19 protein-coding genes are annotated in these 22087 nt (G+C 73.0%); 8 read left to right on the forward strand and 11 right to left on the reverse strand.

Annotated elements, in window-relative coordinates; translation table 11 throughout:
* Positions 1–8 precede the first annotated feature (8 nt).
* Complete coding sequence (locus AB0K10_RS21440; protein ID WP_363685965.1) at positions 9–1283, reverse strand: cytochrome P450; 1275 nt, start codon at positions 1281–1283, stop codon at positions 9–11.
* A gap of 78 nt (positions 1284–1361) precedes the next feature.
* On the opposite strand from AB0K10_RS21440, the gene AB0K10_RS21445 reads away from it, so the two are divergent.
* The 4 genes from AB0K10_RS21445 to AB0K10_RS21460 all read left to right on the forward strand — a co-directional run bounded on the left by AB0K10_RS21445 (position 1362) and on the right by AB0K10_RS21460 (position 6857).
* Positions 1362–2573, forward strand: a complete 1212-nt coding sequence (locus AB0K10_RS21445) for a cytochrome P450 (RefSeq protein ID WP_363685967.1) — start codon at positions 1362–1364, stop codon at positions 2571–2573.
* Positions 2570–3778: a cytochrome P450 gene (locus AB0K10_RS21450; RefSeq protein WP_363685969.1), complete on the forward strand. Its 1209-nt coding sequence runs from the start codon at positions 2570–2572 to the stop codon at positions 3776–3778. The genes AB0K10_RS21445 and AB0K10_RS21450 overlap by 4 nt, the downstream gene beginning before the upstream one ends.
* 23 nt (positions 3779–3801) lie before the next feature.
* Positions 3802–6069 carry a xanthine dehydrogenase family protein molybdopterin-binding subunit gene (locus AB0K10_RS21455; RefSeq protein ID WP_363685971.1) on the forward strand — a complete coding sequence of 756 codons (2268 nt, stop codon included), beginning with the start codon at positions 3802–3804 and terminating at the stop codon, positions 6067–6069.
* Between the two features lie 314 nt (positions 6070–6383).
* Positions 6384–6857, forward strand: coding sequence for a hypothetical protein (locus tag AB0K10_RS21460; protein WP_363685972.1), 474 nt, complete (start codon positions 6384–6386; stop codon positions 6855–6857).
* A gap of 41 nt (positions 6858–6898) precedes the next feature.
* On the opposite strand, the gene AB0K10_RS21465 is transcribed toward AB0K10_RS21460, so the two are convergent.
* Genes AB0K10_RS21465 through AB0K10_RS21475 form a run of 3 tightly spaced genes read right to left on the reverse strand, consistent with a single transcriptional unit; the run spans position 6899 to position 9166 of the window.
* The gene (locus AB0K10_RS21465) at positions 6899–7093 is read right to left on the reverse strand and encodes a ferredoxin (protein ID WP_007460197.1); all 195 of its coding nucleotides are present in this window, start codon (positions 7091–7093) and stop codon (positions 6899–6901) included.
* Positions 7094–7096: 3 nt separating this feature from the next.
* Positions 7097–8119 (reverse strand): methyltransferase, encoded by a 1023-nt coding sequence (locus AB0K10_RS21470; RefSeq protein ID WP_363685974.1) that lies wholly within the window; start codon positions 8117–8119, stop codon positions 7097–7099.
* 9 nt (positions 8120–8128) lie between these two features.
* Positions 8129–9166: a methyltransferase gene (locus tag AB0K10_RS21475; RefSeq protein ID WP_363685976.1), complete on the reverse strand. Its 1038-nt coding sequence runs from the start codon at positions 9164–9166 to the stop codon at positions 8129–8131.
* A 93-nt stretch (positions 9167–9259) separates the two neighbouring features.
* On the opposite strand from AB0K10_RS21475, the gene AB0K10_RS21480 reads away from it, so the two are divergent.
* Positions 9260–10852, forward strand: coding sequence for an AMP-binding protein (locus AB0K10_RS21480; protein WP_363685978.1), 1593 nt, complete (start codon positions 9260–9262; stop codon positions 10850–10852).
* Positions 10853–10895: 43 nt separating this feature from the next.
* Here AB0K10_RS21480 and AB0K10_RS21485 read toward each other — a convergent pair whose 3' ends face one another.
* The 3 genes from AB0K10_RS21485 to AB0K10_RS21495 are packed head-to-tail and all read right to left on the reverse strand — an operon-like array spanning position 10896 to position 14086.
* Positions 10896–12032, reverse strand: a complete 1137-nt coding sequence (locus AB0K10_RS21485; protein WP_363685980.1) for a methyltransferase domain-containing protein — start codon at positions 12030–12032, stop codon at positions 10896–10898.
* Complete coding sequence (locus AB0K10_RS21490) at positions 12029–12334, reverse strand: phosphopantetheine-binding protein (RefSeq protein ID WP_007460186.1); 306 nt, start codon at positions 12332–12334, stop codon at positions 12029–12031. The genes AB0K10_RS21485 and AB0K10_RS21490 overlap by 4 nt, the downstream gene beginning before the upstream one ends.
* Positions 12335–12358: 24 nt before the next feature.
* The gene (locus AB0K10_RS21495; RefSeq protein WP_363685982.1) at positions 12359–14086 is read right to left on the reverse strand and encodes an AMP-binding protein; all 1728 of its coding nucleotides are present in this window, start codon (positions 14084–14086) and stop codon (positions 12359–12361) included.
* A gap of 91 nt (positions 14087–14177) precedes the next feature.
* Between AB0K10_RS21495 and AB0K10_RS21500 the strand changes: the two genes are divergently transcribed.
* Positions 14178–15329 (forward strand): acyl-CoA dehydrogenase family protein, encoded by a 1152-nt coding sequence (locus AB0K10_RS21500; protein WP_363685984.1) that lies wholly within the window; start codon positions 14178–14180, stop codon positions 15327–15329.
* Positions 15330–15510: 181 nt separating this feature from the next.
* Here the strand turns inward: AB0K10_RS21500 and AB0K10_RS21505 are convergent, their stop codons facing one another.
* The 3 genes from AB0K10_RS21505 to AB0K10_RS21515 form a co-directional block, all read right to left on the reverse strand.
* Entirely contained in the window at positions 15511–16260 is a 750-nt protein-coding gene (locus AB0K10_RS21505; RefSeq protein ID WP_363685986.1) for a hypothetical protein, read from the reverse strand.
* A gap of 228 nt (positions 16261–16488) precedes the next feature.
* Positions 16489–16989, reverse strand: a complete 501-nt coding sequence (locus AB0K10_RS21510; RefSeq protein WP_363685988.1) for a hypothetical protein — start codon at positions 16987–16989, stop codon at positions 16489–16491.
* Between the two features lie 279 nt (positions 16990–17268).
* Complete coding sequence (locus tag AB0K10_RS21515) at positions 17269–18666, reverse strand: LLM class flavin-dependent oxidoreductase (RefSeq protein WP_363685990.1); 1398 nt, start codon at positions 18664–18666, stop codon at positions 17269–17271.
* A gap of 59 nt (positions 18667–18725) precedes the next feature.
* Between AB0K10_RS21515 and AB0K10_RS21520 the strand changes: the two genes are divergently transcribed.
* Both AB0K10_RS21520 and AB0K10_RS21525 read left to right on the forward strand, forming a co-directional pair.
* Entirely contained in the window at positions 18726–19808 is a 1083-nt protein-coding gene (locus tag AB0K10_RS21520) for a methyltransferase (RefSeq protein ID WP_363685992.1), read from the forward strand.
* 11 nt (positions 19809–19819) lie between these two features.
* Positions 19820–20320, forward strand: coding sequence for a VOC family protein (locus AB0K10_RS21525; protein ID WP_363685994.1), 501 nt, complete (start codon positions 19820–19822; stop codon positions 20318–20320).
* A gap of 50 nt (positions 20321–20370) precedes the next feature.
* On the opposite strand, the gene AB0K10_RS21530 is transcribed toward AB0K10_RS21525, so the two are convergent.
* Positions 20371–22062, reverse strand: coding sequence for a carbamoyltransferase C-terminal domain-containing protein (locus tag AB0K10_RS21530; protein WP_363685996.1), 1692 nt, complete (start codon positions 22060–22062; stop codon positions 20371–20373).
* Positions 22063–22087: the final 25 nt, after the last annotated feature.

Raw genomic sequence — 22087 nt, forward strand, 5'->3', positions numbered from 1 at the left:
GCGGGTGCTCAGGCCGGGACGAGCCGGACGCGCAGCTCCTCCAGGCCCCGGAACGTGCTGCTGTGCCGCCACTCGAGGTCGATCTCGTCGGCGTCCGGGTCGGCCAGCTCGATCACCGCGAACCGGTCGACGAGGCGGCGGAAGGCGATCTGCCCCTCGGCGCGGGCGAGTTGCGCGCCGAGGCAGTGGTGCGGGCCCCAGGCGAACGACAGCGGCGTCTCCGGCGGTTCCGCGCCGGCGAAACGGGCGATGTCGAGCCGGTCCGGGTCGGCGTAGCGGGCCGGGTCACGGTTGGCCGCGCCGATCAGGGTGATCACGTGTTCGCCGCTGCTGAGCGGTGTGCCGTCGACGAAGGTGGTGTCCTCGAAAGCGGCACGTCCCAGCACGTGCACCGGGGAGTCGAAGCGCAGCAGCTCCTCGACCGCGGAGCGGGTCAGCTCCGGTTCGGCGCGCAGCCGCTGCAACTGGTCCGGGTTGCGGCACAGCGCGTGCGTGCCGAGGCCGATCAGGTCGGTCATGGTCTGGAAGCCCGCGCCGAACAGCAGCACGATCACCTGGATCAGCTCGTCGACCGACAGCCGGTCGCCGTCGATCTCGACCTGGCCGAGCGCGGACGCGAGGTCGTCGCGGGGGTCCTCGCGACGCTTGCGGACCAGGTCGGCGAAGTACTCCTCCATCTCGCCGAGCGCCTGGTCGGAGGCCTTGAGCACCTCCTCCGGGGCGAAGATCTCCAGCCCGCCGGACGCGGCGCGGGTGAGCCGGCGCAGCAGCGGCCAGTCCTCCGGCGGTACGCCGACCAGCTCACCGATCACCATGACCGGCAGCGGGAAGCCGAACGAGCCGACGATGTCGACCTCGCCGCCACCGGGGCCGACGCGGGCGGTGATGTCGTCGAGCAGGCCGTCGACGAAGGCGGTCAGTCGGGGACGCAGGGTCTCGGTGCGCCGCGGGGTGAACACCCGGCTGACCAGTCCGCGCAGGCGGGTGTGCTCCGGCCCGTCGAGGAACAGCAGGGTGCGGGCGCCCTCACGGCCGCGGGAGTCGCCCATCCGGGGGCGTTGCGCCGACTTGTCCAGCGAGGGGTTGCGCAGCGCGGCCCGGCAGTCGTCGTACGCGGTGAGCACCCAACCCACACCCTGACCGGGTTGTTCCATCCGGTACTTCGGCGCTGCGGTGCGCAGCGCGTGGTAGTGCGGGTAGGGGCTGCTGACGGTGGCCGGAGCCTTCATCAGCAACTCCATCGCGATGATCCGGGGGTCAGCGCTCACCACGGTCTCGGTCATGGCTCGGAAGCCTAATAGTGTTTCGCGTATCTCGGAAGTACTTGTTTCTCGTATCTTTGGTTGAGCATACTGGCGGGCATGACCTCGGCCCGTACCGGCATGCCGCCGAGATTCGACGCCCGTGACCCCGCCGTGGCAGCCGACCCCTACCCCACCTACGCGGCGCTGCGCGCGGCAGGCCCGCTGTGCCGGATGGGCCCGGGCAGCTGGGGTGTCACCCGCTACGCCGACGTGGCCCGGCTGGTCCGCGACCCGCGCCTGGGCAGCGAGTTCCCCGCCGCCTACCACCGGATGTCGGCAGGCGACGGAGCGGCCGGCGACTTCTTCGGCAGCATCATCCTCTACCGCGACCCGCCCGAGCACGGCCGGCTGCGCCGGCTGATGGCCAAGGCGTTCAGCCCCGCCCTGGTCCGCCGGCTGCGGCCCCGGATCGAGCAGATGGTCACCGAGCTGCTGGTCCCGGCGACCCGCACCGGAGGCTTCGACGCGGTCTCGGATCTCGCTTTTCCCCTGCCGGTGATGGTGGTCTGCGCCCTGATGGGCATCCCGCCGGCCGATCACGAACGCATCCGCCCGTACGCGCTGGACCTGAGCAAGGCATTCGCCGCGATCGTGCCCGACGACGACCGCCCCGCCGCCGACCGGGCTGTCGAGTGGCTGCGCGGCTACCTCGGCGACATCCTCGACAGGCGTCGCGCCGAACCCGGCGAGGACCTGCTGTCCCGGATGCTCGCCGCGACCGACGACGACGGCGCCGTGCTCGACCACGACGAGATCGTGGACAACGCGGTATTCGCCTTCTTCGCCGGCTTCGAGACCACCACCAACCTGATCGCCACCGGGGTGGCCGCCCTGCTCGACCACCCCGACCAGCTCGCCCTGCTGCGCGCGGACCCGACCCTGACCCCCCGGGCGGTGGAGGAGTTCCTGCGCTACGACGCCCCGATCCAGGGCGTCGCCCGCCTCGCCCGGGAGGACCTGGACGTCGGCGGCCGCACCATCCGCGCCGGGCGGGTGCTGATCCTGCTGCTCGGCAGCGCCAACCGCGACCCCGACCAGTTCTCCGCGCCGGACCGCCTGGACATCACCCGCGCGGAGAACCCGCACCTGGCCTTCGGCGGCGGCATCCACCACTGCCTCGGCGGCTACCTGGCCCGGGTGGAGGCGCAGGTCGCGTTCGAGACCCTGCTGCGCACGTTCGGCACACTGACCCCGGCCGGCCCGGCCCACCGGCAGACCGACGGGACGTTGCGCTCGTACGCCAGTGTGCCCGTGGCGGTGCGGCCGTGAGCCCCGCCGGCCGCGTCCTGCCGGCGCGGATGGACCCGCTCGCGCCCGAGGTCGTCGCCGACCCCTACCCGACGTACGCGCGGATGCGCGCTTCCGGCCCGCTGTGTCGCTTCGGGCCGGCGAGTTGGGGCGTGACCCGGCACCGGGACGTGGCCGCGCTGCTGCGCGACCGCCGGCTGAGCAACACCTTCCCGGAGGACGATCCGCAGTTCCGGATGGCACAGGATCTCTCCCGCGAGGTGTTCCGCCGCATCATCCCCACCCGCGACCCGGACGACCACAGCCGCCTGCACCAGCAGATCGTGCGCGCGTTCAGCCCCGGCGTGGCCCGACGCACCGCGAGCCGCGTCGGCGACCTCGTCGACGAGCTGCTCGCCCCGGCGCTGGACACCGGGCGAATGGACGCCGTGGCCGACCTGGCGTTCCCGGTCGCCGCGACGGTCGTGTGCGAACTCATCGGCCTGCCGGCGGCGCGGACCCGGGCCGAGGTCTGGCCCCGCTCGGGGGCGCTGGGCCGGGCCTTCACACCGTTCCTGCCCGAGGCCGACCGCGCGGCGGCCGACGAGGCGCTGGCCTGGCTGCGCGGGTACGTCCGCGACCTGCTCGCCGACCGGCGTGCCGACCTCGGCGGCGACCTGCTCGACCGGATGCTCGCCGTGGCCGACCCCGCCGAGGGGGTCGAGGAGGTCGTCGACAACATCGTCTTCCTCTGCTTCACCGGCTACGAGACGACGATGAACATGGTCTGCACCGGCAGCATCGCCCTGGCCGACCGGCCCGACGAGTGGCGTCGGCTGCGCGCCGACCCGTCGCTGTCCGCCACCGCGGCCGAAGAGTTCGTCCGGTTCGACGCCCCGATCCAGTACACGGCGCGGCTGGCGCTGGAGCCGATCCCCCTCGGCGACCGGGTGATCCGTCCCGGCCGGTCGGTCTTCCTCCTGCTCGGCTGCGCCAACCACGACGAGGACGTGTTCGCAGACCCGGGTCGCGTCGACATCGGCCGCCACCCCAACCCGCACGTCGGCTTCGGCGGCGGGGTGCGCGGCTGCCTCGGCGCCGCGCTGGCCCGCATCGAGGGAGCTGTCGTCTTCGAGCGGCTCGCGCGTCGGCTCGCCGGCATCGAGCTGGCCGCCGACCCGGTCCGCGAGCCCAGCGCCCTCTTCCGGTCGTACGCGTCGATCCCGCTCGCCGTCAGCCCGGCCTGACCCGGCGGAACCTGGAGTCGCAGATGTCTTTGATCGGCCGACCGGTCCGGCGCACCGAGGACCGCGCCCTGCTCACCACCGGCGGCACGTACGTCGACGACGTACGGGTGCCCGGCTCGCTGGAGCTGGTCGTCGTCCGCTCGACAGTGGCCCACGGGCGTCTGCGGGGCGTGGACACCGACGCCGCCCGGCGGGCGCCCGGCGTGGTCGCGGTGTTCACAGCGGCGGACGTGGACCTGCCGCCGCTGCCGCCCGAGGCGGGGGTGCTCAACCAGAAGATGACCACCCCGGTGCTCGCCGACGGCGTGGTGCGCTTCGTCGGCGAACCCGTCGCCGCGGTGCTGGCGACCAGCCGCGCCGAGGCTGTCGACGCCGCCGCCCTCGTCGCGGCCGACATCGAGGCACTGCCGGCCCTGGTCGACGTCGAGGAGGCGCTCGCCGACGAGCGGGTGCTGCACCCCGAGGCCGGCACGAACATGGTGCTGAAGCTGGGCTTCCGGCGGCCGGCCGGGCGTGCCGAGCTGCACGAGGGCGCCGAGGTGGTCGTCCGGCAGCGGATGCGCAACCCCCGGGTCGCGCCGTGCCCCCTGGAAGCCCGCGCCGGGCAGGCCGAGTGGGGGCCGGACGGGTTGCGCTACCGCGCCGGCAGCCAGGCCGTGCACCTGTGGCGCAACCAGCTCGCGGCGGCACTCGGCGAGCCGGAGGACCGGGTCCAGGTGGTCAACGGCGACGTCGGCGGGGCGTTCGGCTCCAAGGCGTTCGCCAGCCGCGAGGACGTCCTCGTCGCCTGGGCCAGCCGTCGACTCGGTCGGCCGGTGCGCTGGGCGGAGACCCGCAGCGAGAGCATGACCGCCGCCGGGCACGGCCGCGCCCAGCACCAGAGCGCCGAGCTGGGCGGCACCCGCGACGGGCGGATCGTGTCGTACGCCCTCGATGTCGTCCAGGACGCCGGGGCGTACCCGCGCATCGGCGCGATCCTGCCGTTCTGGACCCGCACGATGCTCACCGGCCCGTACGCGATCAGTCGGGCGAAGTTCAGCTCGTCAAGCGTCACCACCACGACCACGCCAGTGGTGTCGTACCGGGGCGCCGGGCAGCCGGAGGCCGTCGCCGCGCTGGAACGGATGGTCGACCTGTACGCGGCGGAGATCGGCCTGGACCCGGCCGAGGTACGCCGGCGCAACCTGCTGCCGCCGGAGAGCTTCCCCGTCACCACGATCACGCGCGCCCGCTACGACACCGGCGACTACCCGGCGGCCCTCGAACGGGTGCTCGCCGAGGCCGACTACCAGACGTTACGCGCCGAGCAGGCGGCCCGCCGCGAGCGCGGCGACGTCGAGCAGCTCGGCATCGGCCTGTCCACCTTCGTGGAGATCACCGGCGCGGACACCCGCAGCGAGTACGCCTCGATCCGCGTCGACGACACCGGCCGGTTCACCGTCCACTCCGGTACCTGCCCGCACGGGCAGGGCCACGTCACCGCGTGGGCGATGCTCGCCGCCGACGTGCTCGCCGTGGCGCTGGACCGCGTCGACGTACGCCACTCCGACACCGCGACGGTCGCCGCCGGCGGCGGCACCGGCGGGTCCCGGTCGTTGCAGACCGGCGGCATGGCGGTACGCGAGGCGGCCCTGGCCCTGGTGGAGCGGGGGCGGGACGCGGCGGCCGTACACCTGGGTGTGCCCCGCGACGACGTGGAGTACACGGCGGGACGGTTCCGCTCGACCGCCGGGCACGTCGTCTACTGGACCGAACTGGCCGCCGCCGACGACGCCCTGTCCGCGGAGGCTAACTTCCAGCCGACGGCGGCTACCTGCCCGTTCGGCGCGCACCTGGCGGTGGTGCTTGTCGACACCGAGACCGGCCAGGTGACCCTGCGGCAGGTGGTGGCCGTGGACGACGCGGGAGTGCTGCTCAATCCGCTGCTGGCCGAGGGGCAGGTGCACGGCGGCCTCGCACAGGGCGCCGGCCAGGCGCTCGTGGAGGAGGTCCGCTTCGCCGTCGACGGCACGCCCCTGCACGGTGACCTGCACCGGTACGCCGTGATCGGCGCGGCCGAGCTGCCCTCCTTCGCGACGGTGGCGACGCAGACCCCGACTCCGGTGAACGCGCTGGGCGCCAAGGGCCTGGGCGAGTCGGGGGCGGTCGGGTTCCCGCCGGCGGTGCAGAACGCCGTTGTCGACGCCGTCCGCCACCTGGGCGTGCGACACATCGACATGCCGGTGACCGCAGAACGGGTCTGGACAGCCATCCAGGAGGCGGCGCACCGACCCAGCTCACCACCGACTTGATCAAGTGATGGAAAGTAGTTGCCAGGAGCGCTCCTGACCTACTTCTCATCACTTGATCACTGCGCGGCCCTGCACCGGTTCGCGGCCGGTGCCGGCGCGACCGCTCACCTCGGCCGTTCGGGACAGGACCGAACGACGCCCGCGAGCAGCCCGGACAGGGGCGTGCTGTCCGGGACGCACCGGAACGCTGGTGGCCAGCCGAAACGTGCCCCTAGCCTCGGCGCAGATCCCGTGCCTTTTCTCGTGTCGGGCGGGATCGCGGCACGTGGTCCGCCCCGGCTGGGCGGGCCGTCACCTCTCCCGGAAGGAAACCCGTGCGGCATCCGAGACTGCTCAGAATCCTCGTCGGCGTCCTCACGTTGGCCACGGTGACGCTCGTCGCCCCGACCCCGGCGCAGGCCGCGAACCGGTGCAGCACCGGCAGCGCGACCGTGTACAGCCCCACCGGAGGCGTCGGCGCCACCGCCAGCGCGCGGGTCTGCATCAACAACTACCGTCCCACGCTGGACACCAGCAGGTACAACTACGTCAAGGACCAGAAGGCCGACGGGTACGCGGCCCGCGCCTGGTTCCGCTACTACGACACCTGGTACGGCTACTGGGCGACCATCGGGCCGTTCGTCGCGGACGACACCTCCACCTCGACCGGCGCGGAGATCCCGAACCAGGGGTGGCCCGTCGAGGACGTGGACCAGGCGGAGGTCTGGGTGTGCCTCGGTAATGCACGTCCGGGCTACGGCTCCGAGGACCGGTGTTCGATCATCACCTACGTCGAGTACTACGAGTAGCAGGCCACCCGCTCCCCGTTCGACGGGGAGCGGGTGCCTCCTCAGTCGTCCACGACGGACAGCGCCTGCTTCGGGCAGCGGCGTGCGGCCTCGCGTACCCGGTTGGCAAGCGAGCCTTCCAGCGGCTGTTCGGTGATGTGCAGCCGGTCGTCGTCGCCGACGTCGAACACCTCCGGCGCCTGCCCCACACAGACCGCGTTGCTCTCACAGCGGGAGAAGTCCACGACCAGTCGCATCGCTCACACCTCCTTCGCGACGATCTCGAGGATGGGGAACATCATGGTGGGCACGCTGCGGCCCAGCCGCAGGTCGGCGGCGTCGAGCAGCCGTTCGATGTGCTCGCGGGAGCGGGCACCACCGCCGACCATGGCCAGCAGGAGCAGGTCGTAGAGGCGGCCCACGTCGAAGCGGTCGCCGGCCTCGACCACCGGCTCCAGCACCAGCAGCCGGCTGTCCGGCCGCATCGCCGCGCGCACGGCCGTCAGCAGCCGGACGGCGTTGTCGTCGTCCCAGCCGTAGAGGATCCGCTTGAGCAGGTACGCGTCCGCGCCGGCCGGGATGGTCTCGAAGAAGCTGCCGCCGGTCACCGTGCACCGCTGGGCCACGCCGAGCTTCTGCAGCACCGGCTCGGCCTCGGCGACCACGTGTGGCAGGTCGAACAGGGTGCCCTGCAACTGCGGGAAGCGGGCCATGATGCCGCCGAGGAAGGCGCCGTTGCCGCCGCCGACGTCGACCACCGTGGTGAGCTCCCCCCAGGGGTACGCGGGGAGTGCGGCCCGCAGCTCCAGCCGGGTGGCCGCCTGTTGGGAGGCGTCGAAGCGGGCGCTGTCGTGCGGGTGGGCGGCCATGTACGGCCAGTAGCCCTCGGGGTGCACCTGGTCGAACGACGCCTCGCCGGTGCGGATGCTGTGGTCGAAGTGGGCCCACGCCTCGATGTCCGGCTCCAGCAGCGGGTACGCGTCGCGCAGCGACAGCGGGTGGTCGGTGCGCAGCGGCTCGGCGAGTTTCGTCAGGCCGAACACCTCGGGTTCGACCTCGGTGAAGATGCCCTTGCCGGCGAGCGCGCGCAGGGCGCGCAGCAGCGACGGGGCGTGCGCGCCGGTGGCCTCGGCCAGCTCGGTCACCGGCCGTGGCCCGTCGACGAGTTGGTCGGCGACGCCCAGCTCGGCGACCGCGCGCACGGTGAACGGCACGATGTAGTCGGCCAGCTCGGTCAGTCGGAACACCGACTCGATGTCGATCCGGGGTCGGCTCGGGGCCATCGATTCCTCCTAGGGGGATGTCAGCTGCGGCCCGGCGGGACCGGCGGCGATCACGGTGAGGGTGGGCGTGGCGACGATTCGGTCCAGCCGCAGGCCGGCGTGGGCCAGCAGGTCGACGAGGTCGTCGCGGGTGCGGTGCCGACCGCCGGTGAGCACCAGGGTGTGCAGGTCGACGAGCTTGGCGACGTCGAAGACGTCGCCGGTGGGGATGATCGCTTCCAGCAGCAGCAGCCGGCTCTGCGGGGCCATGGCCGCGGCGATCCGGCGCAGGATGGCCGTGGCGTCGACGTCGTCCCAGCCGGGCAGGATCGTCTTGAGCACGTAGAGGTCGGCGCCGGCCGGCAGCGGGTCGAAGAAGCTGCCCGCCACGATCCGGCACCTGTCGGCCACCCCGGCCTCGGCGAGCAGCGCCGGCGCGGCGGCCACCACGTGGGGCAGGTCGAGCAGGGTGCCGTGCAGGTGCGGGTAGCGACGCAGCAGGCCGGCCAGGAACGCGCCGTCGCCGCCGCCCACGTCGACGAGCTGCCGGGCCTGCGCCCACGGCCAGGCCGGCAGGACGGTGCGCAGGTGCAGTCGGGTCAGGCTGGACATCCAGCGGTCGACGGCGAGGCTGTCGGCGGGATGAGCGGCCAGGTAGGACCAGTAGTCGGCGCCGTGGACCCGGGGAAAGGCGGCCTCGCCGGTGCGCAGGCACCGGGCGAGCCCGGCCCAGGCGCGCACGTCCGCGGCCATCAGGGGGTACGCGTCGCGCAGCGACAGCGGGTGGTCGGTGCGCAGCGGCTCGGCGAGTTTCGTCAGGCCGAACACCTCGGGTTCGACCTCGGTGAAGATGCCCTTGCCGGCGAGCGCGCGCAGGGCGCGCAGCAGCGACGGGGCGTGCGCGCCGGTGGCCTCGGCCAGCTCGGTCACCGGCCGTGGCCCGTCGACGAGCTGGTCGGCCACGCCGAGCTGGGCGATCACCCGGATGGTCAACGGCACGATGTAGTCGGCGAGTTCGGTGAGCCGGGTCAGCGCACCGAGATCGGTACGGGGCCGCGCCGCCAGCATCAACCGCCTCCACTATCGCGTGTCTTGTATCTCGTGTATCTGCACACTAGCTTGTGAGCGGGTCGCTGTCACCGTCGTCACGGGAGGCACGGGATGCTGGACGGATGTGTGGGCTGGCCGCGGGAGCTGGCCGAGCGCTACCGCGCGCAGGGCTACTGGCGTGGCGAATCCCTCGCCGACCTGGGCCGGGAGTGGGCGCGCACCGACCCGGAGCGCGTCGCGCTTGTCACCGGCGACCAACGGGTGTCCTACGGCGACCTCGACCGTCGGGCCGACCGGATGGCCGCCGGGCTGCGCGCCCACGGCATCGGCCGGTGCGACCGGGTGGTGGTGCAACTGCCCAACAGCGTGGAGTTCGTGGTGCTGTGCCTGGCGCTGTTCCGGCTGGGCGCGCTGCCCGTGCTGGCCCTGCCGGCGCACCGGCGCGCCGAGATCGGCCACCTGTGCGCGCACACCGCGGCGGTCGCGTACGTGACGGTCGACCAGGTCCAGGGGTACGACCTCCGTAAGCTCGCCGCCGACGTCCGCGCCGAGACGCCGTCGCTGCGGGAGGTGTTCGTCGTCGGCGACCCCGGCGAGTTCACCGCCCTGTCCGACGTGGACGCCGAACCGGTGCCGCTGCCCGCCCCGGACCCGTCGGACGTCGCGTTCTTCCTGCTCTCCGGCGGCTCGACAGGCCTGCCGAAGCTGATCCCCCGCACCCACGACGACTACGCGTACCAACTGCGGGCGACGGCGGCGGCGATGGGTTTCGGGCCGGACGGGGTCTATCTCGCCGCGCTGCCGGTCGCCCACAACGCGGCGCTCGGCTGCCCCGGCGTGCTCGGCGCGCTGCGGGTGGGGGCCACGGCCGTGCTGGCCGGCAGCCCCAGCCCCGACGAGGCGTTCCGGCTGATCGCCCGCGAGCGGGTCACCCTGACCACGCTGATGCCGCCCTTCCTGCCGCTGTGGGCCGACCTCGCGCCGATGCTCGGCGCCGACCTGAGCGGCCTGGTGGTCGAGGTCGGTGGCGCCAACCTCAGTCCCGCCGTGGCCGAGCGGGTGACCCGGGAGCTGGGGATCCGCCTGGCGCACTTCTTCGGCATGGCCGAGGGCCCGATCTGCTGCACCCGCCCGGACGACCCGCCGGAGCTGGCCGCGCACACCCAGGGTCGTCCCCTGTCGGCCGACGACGAGTTCCGGGTCGTCGACGAGGACGGCCGGCAGGTCGTGGCCGGCGAGGTGGGTGAGCTGATCGTGCGCGGGCCGACCACCCTGCGCGGCTACTACCGGGTGCCGGAGTACAACGCGCACACCTTCACCCCGGACGGCTTCCTGCGCACCGGGGACCTGGTCCGGTGGACGTCGACGGGTGAGCTGGTAGTGGTGGGCCGGATCAAGGAGGTCGTCAATCGGGGCGGCGAGAAGGTCCCGGCCGGCGAGGTCGAGGAGCACCTGCTCGCCCACCCGGCGGTCCGCGAGGTCGCCGTGCTCGCCGTCGGAGACCGGGTCCTGGGCGAGAAGACCTGCGCGGTAGTGGTGCCCCGCGCCGACGCCCCCACCCTGGGGCAGCTGCGCGACTTCCTCACCGACCGGGGGCTGGCCGCGTACAAGCTGCCCGACCGGTTGGAGCTGCGCACGGCGCTGCCGCACACGGCGGTGGGCAAGGTGGACAAGCGGGCGCTCGGCGCCGAGCTGGCGGGTTGAGCCGGCGCGGGGGAAGGCGTCGCCGCCCTCCCCCGCCCCTCTGTCAGCCGGTCAGGTGGTACAGCCTGTGGAACCGGTCGTCCACGGGCACGATCTGCACGTCGGCGAAGCCGGCCTCGGTGGCGAACAGACGGACCTGCGCGGGCCGCAGGACCGTGCCGCTGGCCGTCGAGTCGGGAGCGGCCAGACCGGCCGGCAGGCAGTGCAGCACGCTCGTGGCGTACTGGAAACGCTCGATCTCGTCGCCGGGCGCGACGAACCGGTGCGCCACCTTGGCGTCGAGCACCAGCACCGCTCCGCCGTCGGCGCGCAGCCGCCGGCAGGCCGCCAGCACCGACACCGGATGGCTCATCTCGTGCAACGCGTCGAAGACGCAGACCAGGTCGTACCGGCCGGCCAGCTCCGGATCCGCGGCGTCGCGCCTGTGGAACCGCACGCGGTCGGCGACGCCTGCGGACGCGGCGTTCGCCTGCGCCGCGGCCACCGTCGGCGCGTCCAGGTCGTAGCCGTCGACCTCGGCGAGGGGGTACGCCCGGGCCAGCGCGATCGCCGCCCAGCCCGCGCCGCAGCCGATGTCGGCGATCCGGCTCGGCGCGGCGGCGAGCCGCTGGTGGAGCTGCGGCAGCGCCGAGGCGAGCCACCCGGGCAGGGAGTACGTGAACAGCGCCCGGTTGGCGCCCGAGTGCCCGTGCCGCCAGTCGTCGCCGTACACGTCGTCGGGCACCCCGGCGCCGGTGCGGTACGCCTCCAGCAGCGCCGGCAGCGCGCCGGCCACCCCGCCCAGCGGCAGCATGGTCAGCGACACCAGCGACAGCGGGCTGTCCGAGGCGAGCAGCACCTCGGCGTGCCCCGGCGGCAGCCGGTAGACCCGCCGCTCGGGCGCGGCCGTCACGTCGTCCACGTCGACGAACCCGGCGACCGACTGCTGTTCCAGCCACTCGCGCGCGTACCGGCTGTCGATCCCGGTACGCGCGCACAGCTCGGCCACGTCGGCCGGGCCACGGTCCAGCGCCTCGTACAGCCCCAGCCGGGCGCCCAGGTAACCGGCCAGCAGCTCCTGGGTGTGCAGCATGGCCAGGAACAGCCGTAGCGACAACGCCCGGGCCCGCTGGTCCGGCTCGCCGCTGGCCGGTGGGCGCAGTGTCGCCGTGCCCGGCTCGTTCCCCGGGCGGCCGGTCAACTGGCCAGCTCGCCGCGCGAGCGCAGGATGTCCTTCACGTGCTCCACCACCGCGTCGATCGTGACGATCTTGCGGGCCGTCGTCTCGTCGATCGGCGGCAGCTCGAACTCGTCCTCGAGTGTGAAGGCCAACTCCAGCAGCGCGAGGGAGTGGAAGCCGAGGTCCTCGACCAGCCGCGAGTCACCCGCCCCCTCGGTCTGCTCCGGGTTGGGCGCCAGTTCGGTGACGATCGCCGTCACCGAGTCACGCACCTCCGCCTCGGTCCGCACCTCGGCTGTCGTCGACCTGGTCGCGTCGGTCATTCCCGCCTCCTGTCCGAACGTCCCTCAGGACGCCGTCGTCGTCTGCTCGGTCTGGTCTCGCTGACCGACCGGTCCCGTGGTGACCACGGTTCCGGGCAGCCGGTCATCGACGAACGCCTGCCACAGCTGGCGTCGTTTGGGTTTGCCGCTGGAGGTGCGGGCGATGGTGCCGCGTGGCGCGTCCACGATGACCACCTGCGCCCCCTCCGCCCGGCGGCGCAGCTCGCGCTCCGCCTGCGCCAGCCACTCCGGCTGGGCCTGTTCGAAGACGGCCACCACCGTCGCGGTGCCGCCGCGGTGGCCCAGCAGCGCGGCCATCCGCTGCGCCGGCACCCCGGGGCGGCAGATGGCCCACTCGAGATCCTCGGCGAAGACCGCCCGGCCGCGCACCTTCATGCTGTCGCCGAGGCGGCCCAGCACGTGCAACTGCCCGTCGTGCAGGAACCCGGCGTCTGCGGTGCGCAGCACCCCACCGCCCAGCGCGGTCTGCGACGCCGAGTCGGCCGCGTTGACGTACCCCCGGGCGACGGACGGGCCGTGCACCTCGATCTCGCCGACCACCCCGTCCGGCAGCGGCGCGCCGGCCTCGTCCACGATCCGCACCCGCACCCCGGTCAACGGCCGTCCGCAACCCACCACCGGGTACGCCTCGACGCCGCCGTCGACCGGCTCGCCCGGGTCCGCAACGGCCCGTGCGCCCAGCCGCAGTCGGTCCGGGCGCAGCTCGACGGCGTGGTACAGCTCGTCGAGCGGCAGCCCGGTGACGGCCAGGGTCGCCTCGGCCAGCCCGTACGCGGGCAGCAGCGCGCGTGGGTCGAAGCCGTGCGGGCCGAGCAGGGCGCAGAAGCGGCGCAGCGCCTCGGCGTCGACGCGTTCGGCGCCGACGATGACCGCGCGCCAGGCGGAGAAGTCCAGCCCGGTCAGCGCCTCGGGACGGACGCGGCGGGCGATGTACTCCAGCCCGAAGTTCGGCATCGAGGTCAGGCGCGCGCCGTGCGCCCCGAAGCAGCGCAGGTAGCGCCCGGGGTTGCGGACGAACTCCTCCGGCGGCATCAGCCACAGGTCGCTGGTGTTGACCACCGGGGTGACCAGGCAACCGATGAGACCCATGTCGTGGTGCACCGGCAGCCAGGACGCGGTCGGGTCGTCGGGGGTCATCGCGAGCCACCGCCGGATCGCCGCGACGTTGGCGGCCAGCGCCGCGTGCGGCACCTGCACGCCCCGGGCGCGGCCGCTGGAGCCGGACGTGAACTGCAGCAGGGCCAGCGGGCCGGGATCCGCCACCGCCCCCCGGGACCCGCCTGCGGCGTCGGCCAGCTCGTCGGCGCTCAGCACGCGCGGCACCCCTGCGGTGTCGGCGAGCGGCGCGATGGCGGCGGTGAGGGTGGCCGCGCAGACCACCACCCGCGGCGCGGCGGCGCGCAGGAGACCCAGCACGTGCTCCCCGTAGACCGCGCGGTCCTGGAAGTTCAGCGGTGGGGCGATCGGCGAGGGCGCCGCCCCGGCGGCCATCGCGGCGAACAGCGTGGCGACGAAGTCGGGGCCGGCGGGCTCGACGATGGACACCACGTCGCCCGGCGTCACCCCGACCGCCCGCAGGCCGGCCAGGATCACCCGGGTCCGGTCGGCCAGCTCGGCGTACGACAGGAAGCTCCAGTCGTCGCCGCCGGCGGCGAAGTGCACACCCCGGTCCTGCCGGGGACGCTCCAGCCAGCTCAGCAGCGGCGACTCCGCCACGGCGCGTGCGGTCATCGGCCCGTCACCTCCTCCCCGATACGTCTATCCGAGATTGATAGCAGATACAAGGCTAAACAAGATACGAGGAAGGCGATAGAGTCCAACCGTGACCAGTACGCTTCCCCGCGTCGACGGACTGCTCCCCGCGCTCGCCGAGCGGGCGGCGGAGATTGACCGGGCGGGCCGGGTCCCCGAGGACGTTCTCGCCGAACTGAGTGCGGCGGGCTGCCTGCGGATGCTGGTGCCGGCCGCGTACGGTGGCGCCGACCTGCCGCTGCGCGACGCGCTGCGCGTCATCGAGCAGCTCTCCACCGTGGACGCCTCCACCGGCTGGCTGATCGGCCAGGTCGGCCTGGCGCACCTGCTGTTCGCCTGCTTTCCCGACGCCGCCCGCGACGAGATCTACGCGCACGGTCCGGACGTGCTGGGCGCGGGCGCGGTCGCGCCGAAGGGTCGGGCGGCCCCGGACGGGGCGGGCGGCTGGCGGGTCAGCGGCCAGTGGCCGTTCGTGACCGGCAGCCCGCAGGCGAGCTGGATCTACCTGAACTGCATCGTGCTCGACGGGCGGACCCCCCGGACCCTGCCCAACGGGGCCCCGCTGACCCGGATGGTGCTCTTCCCCGCCGGCGAGCTGGAGCCCGTCGACACCTGGCAGGTGCTGGGCCTGCGCGGCACGGCCAGCCAGGACGTGCGGGCGGCCGGCCGCACCTGCCCCGAGCACCGCGGCTTCAGCCTCGTCGGCGACGGCGACGACGTACGCCGCACCGTCTTCCGGATCGCCCAGGCCGGGCTGCTCATCGCGGCCGTCGACCTCGGCATCGCGCAGGGGGCCGTGCACGACGCGGCGGCGCACGCCGCCGCCGGCCGTCGGCGGACGTTCAGCACCCGGTCGCTCGCCGACTCGCCGGTGTTCCACGACCGGCTCGGCGAGGCCCACGTGGCCCTGCGCGCGGCCCGGGCGCTGCTGCACCGCGAGGCGGCCGGAGCCTGGGAGACCGCGCGGCGCGGCGAGGTGCTCAGCGCGCTGGACCGTGCCTGCCTGCGGGCCACCGCCACGCAGGTCACGGCCACCGCGCTACAGGCCGTGCAGACGGCGTACGCGCTGGCCGGCGCGTCGACAGTGTTCGACTCCTCGCCGCTGCAACGTCGGCTGCGCGACATCAACACCGCGACACAGCACTTCGTCAACAGCCGCGACAGCTACGCCACTGTCGGCGCCCTGCTCTCCGACGCCGACGTCGACACCACGATGTTCTGAGCGTGATCGTCAGGACTGATCTGGCCTGAGCGCCACACCTGCACCGACGACACGATGATCTAGATCTCCAGCTTCTACTCGATCGAGCGACGAGCAGCCGAGGGGGCGCCTGAGCGTCCGATGCCGACGGTGGCCAGCGGGCCGACGAGCGGTAGCGGTGCGTGGCGCGGGAGCGTAGCGGCTATCCCGCCCGGTACCGGGCAATCGCGGCGGCGGCGGCCTCGTCGTCCTCGTAGTAGCGCATGAACCGCTCGACGGAGCCGCCGGCCTCCAGCATGTTCAGCGCGATGGCCCGGACCTCCCGTGCCATGTCGGGGTCGCCCGATCCGCCTGCGTCGTCCGGGATGTCGAGGATGGCTGCCATCACCGGTGTGACCACTGGACCGTGGCGGCCGGAGACTGCCCGCACCAGTTGGGCGCGTTGCGGCCAGGTGTCCAGCGAGGGGTACGCGTCGACCAGAGCCTTGAGCAGGTCTTCTCCGAACGGTTGGCGTAGCTTCTCGGTCGCGTCGCGGTCGCCGGCCCGAATCGCCGTCAACAGGGCGCGCAGCAGGCTGGCGTCACTGATGTCGTACTGCCGGGCACGGACGTCCTCCACCCGGTGCTCCCCGTTCACCATGGTCACCACGGCGGCAAGTTCGAAATACCACAGGCGGTCGGCGTACATCTCCTGTTCGATCGCCCCGGCGAGGTCGTTCCGCCCATGCTCACGGAGCCGGTCGACGGCGTAGCGGAGATAGTCGCGGGTGCCACCGACCACCGTCGTCCCGTACGGGAGACGCCGTCGCGGCAGCTCGTACTCGCCGGCCAGCGCGGTGACCGCGAGCAGCCGCTCGCCGTGGTCTCCCGGCATCCGCCACACCGCGTCGAGCTCGTCGGGTTCGGTCGGATCGCCGTCCGTGCCCCAGAGGCGGACCGCTTCGGGAAACACCTGTTGTACATAGCTCGTAGCGCATAGCCGGGCGATCGTCCGGTCCGCCTCCCAGACTGCGCGGCTCGTCGTTTCGTGAACCATCCGGCCTCCAACCTTCGCCGCCAACCCGGCGTCAGCCCGACAGGTTACCGCCGAGAAGTGACCGACGCGTCGGCGATACATGGGACAGGTTCTCGTGCACATCGACGCCGCGACGGCGTTCGCACCTTGCCGCAAGCAGGTCGGCTACGAAACGCGTGCCGCCAACTCTGCAACCTCTCGGAGATGGTTCGCCTCACCCAGAGTGACCAGCAATTCGCCCTCCTTTGTGCGGACCTCGAGGTAGGCGAAGGTCTGGGGGCTCTGCCCCTGCCCGACAAGATGGGTCTTCGACCCCTTCCGCACATCCACCTCGTTCCACGCATACGGCCGCAGCTGTCCGTTCCCGCCAAGAATGAAGCCGGCTTCGAAGCAGTACAACCTGGGTGCTCGCGCCCAGGTCCGGCCGTACGCCCGCCAGAAGAGGAAGGCGACCACGGGTGCAAGAACAATCAGAGCGATGCCCACCACGGTCGTCACCGGGCCACCGCCGGCGACGAGCAGCCCGGTGCCGACGAGTACCAGGACGAAGGGCGCGATGACGCTCAGGCACCCGGAGCCGATGTCGGCCAGCACCGCCGTCACGACATGCGAACCGTAGCCGCGCTGTTCGGCCAACTCCGCCACTGCCCTGGTTGGTCGTTCCATATTCTCACTGTTCTCGCTAGTCCTGCATCGCACACTAGCGAGGTACGGGCCGGTCGTACCAGGTGTGACGACGACGTCTGCCGTGACGATCCGCGCGACATAGGCTCCCGAACCACTTCCTGACGGCGGGCTGTCCTGGCCGCGGCGGCGTGTTGAGCCCGGCACCGTTCTGAGTGCGGCATTATTCAGGTCGCAGCGCCGTTCCGACTGTGGCGTCGTTTTGACCGCGCAATGTTCAGGCCACGGCGCACCCGAGCGGCGCGCGGCCGAAGCGGCATGTCAGCCCCGCGCGGCGGCGGGTTCGGCAGGCGCGTGCGTGTCCCGTGCCGGCACCCGGGCGGGCACGGGCGCGCCGGCGCCGAAGTAGCGCTCCCGCAGGGTCCGCTCGGCCGGGTCGTACGCGGTGCGGAACAGGCCACGCCGCTGCAACTCCGGCACCAGCAGGTCGCAGATGTCGTCGATGCCCTGGGTCGTCGGGCAGGGAATGAGGTTGAAACCGTCCACGTCGGCCACCGCGCGCCACTCCTCCATCCGGTCGGCGACCTGTTCGACAGTGCCGAAGAGGGTCACCGGCGCGCCGGTGCGGGGTCGGCGGGCCGTCGCCACCAGGTAGCGCACGTCGCCCACCGTCCAGGTGCGTTCGGGCCCGAGTCGGCGCAGGAAGCCCACGAAGCTCTGGCTGCCCTGCCCGGCGATCTCCGCCACCGGCGTCTCGTCCGGGTACGCCGCGAGGTCCACGTCCATCCAGCCGCACCACTTGGCGAGCTGGCCCTCGCCACTCCACAGCGCCACGTACTCCTCGGCCCGCCGTCGTGCCTCCGCCTTGGTCGGGGCGACCATCACCATGCTGCCCTGCAACGCCTTGACCGCGCGCGGGTCGCGCCCGTGGGCGGCCACCTCGGCGCGCAGCCTCGCCACCTGCGACGCGCCGCTGGCCGGGTCCGCCATGGTCAGGAAGACGACCTCGGCGTGCCGGGCCGCGAACGTCATTCCCCGCCCGGACGCGCCGGCCTGGTAGAGCACAGGTGTGCGCTGCGGCGACGGCTCGCACTGGTGCGGGCCCCGCACCGAGAACCAGCGGCCGTCGTGGCCGATCTCGCGCACACGGTCGGGGTCGGTGAAGACGTTGGCGGCGACGTCGCGCCGGACCGCGTCGTCGTCCCAGCTCTCCTCCCAGAGCCGGCGGGCCACCTCGACGTACTCGTCGGCCCGGTCGTAGCGCTCGTCGTGATCCAGGTACGAGCCGAGCCCGTTCGCCGACGCGGACCGCAGATACGAGGTGACGATGTTCCAGGCGACCCGTCCGCCGGTGAGGTGGTCCAGCGAGCTGAACACCCGGGCGCACTCGTACGGGGAGTGGTACGTCGTGGAGTAGGTGACGGCGAGGCCCAGCCGCGAGGTGGTGGCCGCGATCGCCGGCAGCACGAGCAGCGGGTCGATCGACGGGATCTGCACGGCGTGCCGCACTGCCGCCCGCCAGGAGCCCTGGTAGACGTCGTACGTGCCGTGCACGTCGGCGAAGAAGAGCGCGTCCAGGCAGGCGGCCTCCAGCCGGCGACCCAGCTCGACCCAGTAGCCGAGGTCGCGGTAGCCGGTGGCGGTGCGGTCGGCGGGGTGCCGCCAGAACCCCTTGAACTGCGGCGACGGCGAGCACTGGGTGAACAGGTTCAGATGCACGTATCAAGTGTCTCGTATGCTATCTGGTATCGCAACGCTCGACCGGATACCGTACGGACATGCCCGTGACGCCTCGCATCGACCTCGCGTCGGTCACCCGCCTCACCGAACTGGCCGACTACATCGTTCCGTTCACCATCCGGGTCATGTGTGACCTCGCGGTCGCCGACCAGCTCATCGAGGGTCCGTTGCCGGTGGACGTGCTGGCCCGCCGCGTCGGCGCCGACCCCGCCGCGTTGACGCGTGGCCTGCGCGCGCTGGCCGGTCGGGGCATCTTCACCGAGGTCACGCCCGAGGTGTTCGGGCTCACCCCGCTGGCCGAGCCCCTGCGCAGCGACCACCCGTTCTCGGTACGCGAGTGCTTCCCCCTCATGCCACCGGACATCTACTCGTGGGCCCGCCTGACGCACAGTCTGCGCACCGGTGAGACCGCGTTCGGGCACGTGCACGGCGGCACGCGCTACTACGACCACTTCGCCGACCACCCGTACGAGTGCGTCCGGTTCGAGCGGTCGGCCGAGAGTGTCAACCCGTTCGTGCTGCGCACCGTGGCGCCGGCGCTGGACCTGGGCGCGGCCCGGACGCTTGTGGACGTGGGCAGCGGACACGGCACGTTCGTCGCCGGCCTGCTCGGCCGCCACCGCGAGCTGCGCGCGATCCTGCTCGACCTGCCGCACGTGGTCGCCGAGGCGCCGGACGTGCTGGCCCGCGCGGGTGTCGCCGAGAGGTGCGAGGTCCGCGGCGGCAGCTTCTTCGACCCGCTGCCCGAGGGCGCCGACGTGTACCTGCTCAAGACGATCATCCACGACTGGCCGGACGAGCAGGCCGCCGCGATCCTGCGCAACGTCCGCGCGGCAGCCCGGCCCGACAGCCGAGTGGTCATCGTCGAGTCGGTGAGCCGCTACGGCAACCACGACGACACCGGCAAGGTGATGGACGTCAAGGCGCTCGCCCTCTTCGGCGGGCGGACCCGCACCGAGCCGGAGTTCCGCGCGCTGCTCGACGACGCCGGGTTCCGGCTGGAGCGGATCACGCCGACCTCGTCGATGTCGGTCCTGGAGGCCGTGCCGGCGGTACCCGCGGCCGACGGCGACCGGGCCGACGGCAGACCGGCCGTCGCGGCGGCCGGCCGGACCGCCTGAGGAGGCCGGCGATGCCACGCCTGGACGGCCGTAACCACATCAACCTCACTGTCGTCGACCTGGAGCGCAGCACCGCGTTCTACTGCTCGGTGTTCGAGATGGTGGTGGTCAACGACGTCACCCCACCCGAGTCCGGCTTCCGCTTCCGCACCCTGCTGCACAGGGCGTCGTTCGCCTCGGTGGTGCTGGGCTGCGTCGAGGACCCGCCCGAGACCCGCGTCGACGGCGACCGCCCCACCGGCGGCGACCGCTTCGACGAGCGGCGACCGGGGCTGCACCACCTGGCCTACCACGTGCCCGAGCGCGGCGACCTGGACGAGTGGGTGGCCCACCTGGACGCCGTCGGCGTCACGCACTCCGGCATCACCACCTCCAAGCACGAGGCGGGGTCGCAGATCTGGCTGCGCGACCCGGACAACATCTGGCTGGAGTTCTACTGGGTGAACCGGGACTTCTTCGTCGGCCGGCTCCGCCAGGTGTGGCGCCGCGACCGCCAGTCAACCCGCGCCTGAGCCCGCTCGACACGTTGGGGCCGCCCGATACCGGGCGGCCCCAACGCACGTCAGGCCGGCAGGTCGGCCTCGCTGCGGGCCACCACCGCGTCGCCGAGCACCAACAGGTCGATCTCCTTGGCACGTACGAACGTGTCGACCGCGTCGGCGGCCGAGTTCACGATCGGGTCACCGGCCAGGTTGAACGACGTGTTGACCACCGCCGGCACGCCCGTGAGCTGCCGGAACTGCTCGATGAGCGCCCAGTAGCCGGGGTTGGTGTCGCGGTGCACGGTCTGCGGGCGGGCCGAGCCGTCCACGTGGGTCACCGCCGGAACCCGCAGCCGGGCGTCCGGACGCAGCGACGCGGCGGCCAGCATGAACCGCGACGGTTCGCCGACCGGCCCCTCGATCAGGTCCGACACGTGTTCGGCGAGGATGCTCGGCGCGACCGGCCGCCACATCTCCCGGCCCTTGAGTACGTTCAGGCGTTCCAGGTTGCGCCGGGACCGCGGATCGGCCAGCAGACTGCGCGCGCCGAGCGCCCGTTGCCCGATCTCCGCCCGGCCGCGCGCCCAGCCCACGATCCGACCCCTGGCGAGTTCACCGGCCACGGATCGGGCCAACTCGTCGTCGCCGAGGCGGCGGTGCACCATGCCGGCGCGCGCGGCGGCCGCCTCGCCGGCCTCCGTGGTGATCGGCTGACCCCAGTACGCGTGGTCGATGCGGGTGGGCGTGAACTCCCCGCACTCCCGCGCCGCGACAAGCGCCGCCCCGAGGGACACCCCCGCGTCGGTGGGCACCGGCGGGACGTAGACCCGGTCGAAGAGTCCACTGCGGACCAGCACACCGATCATGGTGCAGTTCATCGCGACCCCGCCGGCGAGCGCCAGCACCGGGGTGTCGACCCGCCGACGCAGGTCGGCCGCCAGGGACAGCACCGTCTCCTCCAGCCCCTGCTGGATCGTCGCGGCGAAGTCCGCGTACGCGATGGGTTCCTCGCCGGTGCGCGGCGCGTACGGGAACAGCTTGCCGAACTCGGGTTTGAGCGACTCGGCGACGGCCGGGTAGTACGCCATCAGCGGGCCGAGCGTCGCGGCCCGTCGACTCGGGACCTCGGCGGTGGGCGTGCCGCGGACCAGCTCGTACCCGCCCGCGACGGGTCGCACCGGCGCGCCCGGACCGGGTCTGCCGTAGGCGGCCAGCCCCATCAGCTTGCCGGTGCCCCAGTAGCCCAGTCCGGCCCACTCGGCTGCGGCGTTGTAGTAGAAGCCCAGCGACTGCTCCACGGGCCACTCCCGCAGGATCTCGATCTCGCCGTCGGCGTACCTGCCGAACGAGGTCGACTGCGTCTCGCCGGCGCCGTCGAGGACCAGGACGGCGGCCTCCTCGCAGTCGCAGCTGTACGCGGCGCTGGCCGCGTGCGCGACGTGGTGCGGCACCCAGCGGACCGCAGGCATGGGCAGGTCCTCGTCGTCGGGGAAGAGCATCGCCCGTAGCCCCTCGGTGGTGAACCGTCGGTTGCGGCCCAGCGGGATGTCCCGGAAGTCCCAGCCGATGGCGACGGTGTCCACCTCCCGTGCGCCGATGCCCGCCATCGCCAGGCACGCGGCGATCGCCTCGGCGGGCGGCTGGCCCACCGCGTGCTTGCGGCGGCTGACCCGCTCCTGCTCGACCAGGGCGCAGAGCGCGCCGTCGCGGACCAGCGCGGCGCTGGAGTCGTGGAAGCCGATGTTCACCCCGAGTACGTAACGCGCCGACATGGTCGGCCTCCCTTCCGGTCTCTGG

The organism is Micromonospora sp. NPDC049274 (genome assembly GCF_040678875.1).
Taxonomy (GTDB): Bacteria; Actinomycetota; Actinomycetes; order Mycobacteriales; family Micromonosporaceae; genus Micromonospora.